Here is a 3552-nt window from a genome sequence, read left to right as displayed (position 1 = left end):
TTATCTAATACTTTAAATGTAGGAGTAGATAATAAAGTAAGAGTAGCTAAGAATTCTAGTGAATATGTAGGAGAAAATAAAGACATAGAAATAGGTGTTAATCAAAATACTATTATCCATAAAGATGAGATAAAGAATGTGAAAGGAAATAAAAAGGAGGTGGTTGAGGGAAAACTTGAACTTCATGTTAATAAAGGAATAAATTACTTTACAGAAGAACATTTTAGTATGCAAACTAACAATTACATTGATATATACACAGAACAAAATTTAAGCACACAAACTAAAAAACAACATACAGAACTTGCAGAATCTAAATACAGTGACTTTCAAACAGATTGTGAAGTAAAAGCAGGTAACCAAATCCTCCACCAAGTAGGTGAAACGCAAATTGTTGCTAAGGGAGATTGCGTGATTATTAAAGCAGGTGGAGTAGAAGTAGTGATAGATTCCAAAGGACTTGTGGTTAAAGGTGGGGAGGTTAAGGCAGAGTAAAATAAATTAAAGGAGGTTCTTATGCAAAAGTTTTTAATGGTTTTAGGGATTTGTGTTACTTTAAGTATTAGTATTAATGCACAATCCCCAGAAGAAGCTAAACCTAGTTTTGATTGTGCTAAAGCAAAGAGCAAGGTTGAAAAGATGATATGTAGCGATATACTTGGGAAATTACAAAATTTAGATCGTTATATGGGTGAAGTCTATACACAATTAAGAAAAGAGTTAAAAATCTCTAAGTTTCCTAATAAGGAACAAAGATTAAAAGATCTTTTAGAATCACAAAGAGCATTTATTAAAAACTTATATGAAGTTAATGAAACCAATAATTTTAAAAAACATTATGATAAAGCTTACAACGAATATATTTATTTTACAACAGAAGCTTATGAAGAACGCATTATATATTTGCTTAAACTTCTAGGAGAAGTGCTAGATTCTAATAATAAAGAATTATGTGAATATGCAAGAAGTTATAAGAGTGATGAGAGTAAATGGCAAGAAGTTCCTCGTTCTGTTAATCCTCCCTTTAGTATAGGTTTTTGTGCTTTTGGAGGAAATAATAGAGATATCGTTTATTCTTGGTATTGCACAGAAAAAGGAAAGCTTACAGAAAAAATAGAAGATTTTATTGGAGGATATCCTTATGTTTTTAAAAGAAAAATTGATATTAATAATGATGGAGTGTTAGATAATGTGATTCTTTCAGAAGGGCAATATTTTGATGCATTTGTAATATATAAAAATGGTAAGCTAGATGCAAAAGCAAGTGATAAAATCTATGGAGATGATTTGCATTTTAGTGGAGCAAAAACTCGAGAAAGAGTTTGTATAGCATATGAGGTGCCTTGCATGGCACTTACTACATATGCTCTGCCAAGTAATAAGATTTCACAACGACTAGAATTTGATTTTGAGTGTCCTATACTAAGCCATTTAGTTTACGATGTTATGGAGTTTCAAGGTAAAAATTATATTACTCTTTGGAATCGTAGATTTAATTTTGATGAGAATTCTACTTATCCAAAAACACGCATTTATCTTTTAGAAGGTAATAAAAGAGAGCTAAAATGCACTTACTAAAAAAGGAATAATTAATGTTTGAAACAACAAAAAATACAGATTAAAATAAAGGAGTTCTTATGCAAAAGTTTTTAATGGTTTTAGGGATTTGTGTTACTTTAAGTGTTGGCATTAACGCTCAATCTCCAAAAGAAGCTAAACCTAGCTTTAATTGTGCCAAAGCAACTACAAGAGTTGAAGAGGTAATTTGCAATGATGAAAGTGGGGAGTTACAAAATTTAGATCGTTATATGAGCGAAGTCTATACACAATTAAGAAAAGAGTTAAAAATCTCTAAGTTTCCTAATAAGGAACAAAGACTAAAAGATCTTTTAGAATCACAAAGAGCATTTATTAAACATTTAGATGAAGTTCATTTTATGGGAGATGCCTATGAAGAACGCATTATATATTTACTTAAACTTCTAGGAGAAGTGCTAGATTCGAATAATAAAGAATTATGTGAATATGCAAGAAGTTATAAGATTGATTGGAGTAAATGGCAAGAAGTTCCTCCTTCCATCAATCCTCCCTTTAGTATAGGTTTTTGTGCTTTTGGAGGAAATAATAGAGATATCGTTTATTCTTGGTATTGCACAGAAAAAGGAAAGCTTACAGAAAAAATAGAAGATTTTATTGGAGGATATCCTTATGTTTTTAAAAGAAAAATTGATATTAATAATGATGGGGTGTTAGATAATGTAATTCTTTCAACGGGACAATATTTTGATGCATTTGTAATATATAAAAATGGTAAGCTAGATGCAAAAGCAAGTGATAAAATCTATGGAGATGATTTGCATTTTCATGGACCAAAGACTAAAGAAGAAGTTTGTATAAAACATGAGGTGCCTTGCATAGCATTTACTACATATGCTCTGCCAAGCAATAAAGTTTCACAACAACCAGAATTTGATTCTGAGTTTCCTATACTAAGCCATTTATCCTATGGAGTTATAGAATTTCAAGGCAAAAATTATATTACTCTTTATAATCATAGATTTAATTTTGATGAGAATTCTACTTATCCAAAAACACGCATTTATCTTTTAGAAGGTAATAAAAGAGAGTTAAAATGCACTTACTAAAAAGAAAATAATTACAAAAGGAGTTCTTATGCAAAAGTTTTTAATGGTTTTAGGGATTTGTGTTACTTTAAGTATTAGTGCTAATGCCCAATCTCCAGAAGAAGCTAAACCTAGCTTTAATTGTGCCAAAGCAACTACAAGAGTTGAAGAGGTAATTTGCAATGATGAAAGTGGGGAGTTACAAAATTTAGATCGTTATATGAGCGAAGTCTATACACAATTAAGAAAAGAGTTAAAAATCTCTAAGTTTCCTAATAAGGAACAAAGACTAAAAGATCTTTTAGAATCACAAAGAGCATTTATTAAACATTTAGATGAAGTTCATTTTATGGGAGATGCCTATGAAGAACGCATTATATATTTACTTAAACTTCTAGGAGAAGTGCTAGATTCGAATAATAAAGAATTATGTGAATATGCAAGAAGTTATAAGATTGATTGGAGTAAATGGCAAGAAGTTCCTCCTTCCATCAATCCTCCCTTTAGTATAGGTTTTTGTGCTTTTGGAGCTAATAATCAATATGGCGTTTATTATTGGTATTGCACAGAAAAAAGAGAGATTATAAAAGAAGCAATGGTAAAAGCTATCAAGGAAAAAGATCCTTATATTAGTTTTCCTAAAGTCTATAAAAGAAAAATTGATATTAATAATGATGGAGTGTTAGATAATGTAATTCTTTCACAAGGGGAATATTTTAGTGCACTTGCAATATATAAAAATGGTAAGCTAGATGCAAAAGCAAGTGATAAAATCTATGGAGATGATTTGCATTTTCATGGGCCAAAGACTAAAGAAAGAGTTTGTATGGTAAATGAGGTGCCTTACATGGCATTTGGCGCATATGCTATGCCAAGCAATAAGATTTCACAACGGCTAGAATTTGATTATGATCATCCTATACTAAGC

The 3552-nt window shown here is 30.3% G+C and carries 3 protein-coding genes and 1 pseudogene; all 4 read left to right on the top strand.

What is annotated here, in order from left to right:
- Positions 1 to 495: pseudogene (locus tag B6S12_RS11570) on the top strand (bacteriophage T4 gp5 trimerisation domain-containing protein); the annotation flags it as partial.
- A gap of 21 nt (positions 496 to 516) precedes the next feature.
- Positions 517 to 1578: a lysozyme inhibitor LprI family protein gene (locus B6S12_RS10365; RefSeq protein ID WP_111230700.1), complete on the top strand. Its 1062-nt coding sequence runs from the start codon at positions 517 to 519 to the stop codon at positions 1576 to 1578.
- A 59-nt stretch (positions 1579 to 1637) separates the two neighbouring features.
- A complete protein-coding gene (locus tag B6S12_RS10360; RefSeq protein WP_111230699.1) occupies positions 1638 to 2645 on the top strand; it encodes a lysozyme inhibitor LprI family protein in 1008 nt (335 codons plus the stop codon).
- 28 nt (positions 2646 to 2673) lie between these two features.
- Positions 2674 to 3552 (top strand): lysozyme inhibitor LprI family protein (locus tag B6S12_RS11565; RefSeq protein WP_245892655.1); only part of this gene is annotated, 879 nt, incomplete at its 3' end.

Source organism: Helicobacter valdiviensis (assembly GCF_003245365.1).
In the GTDB taxonomy this organism is placed as follows: Bacteria; Campylobacterota; Campylobacteria; order Campylobacterales; family Helicobacteraceae; genus Helicobacter_D; species Helicobacter_D valdiviensis.
Note: the sequence above shows the minus strand (reverse complement) of the source record. Positions and strands in the feature narration are given on the sequence as shown.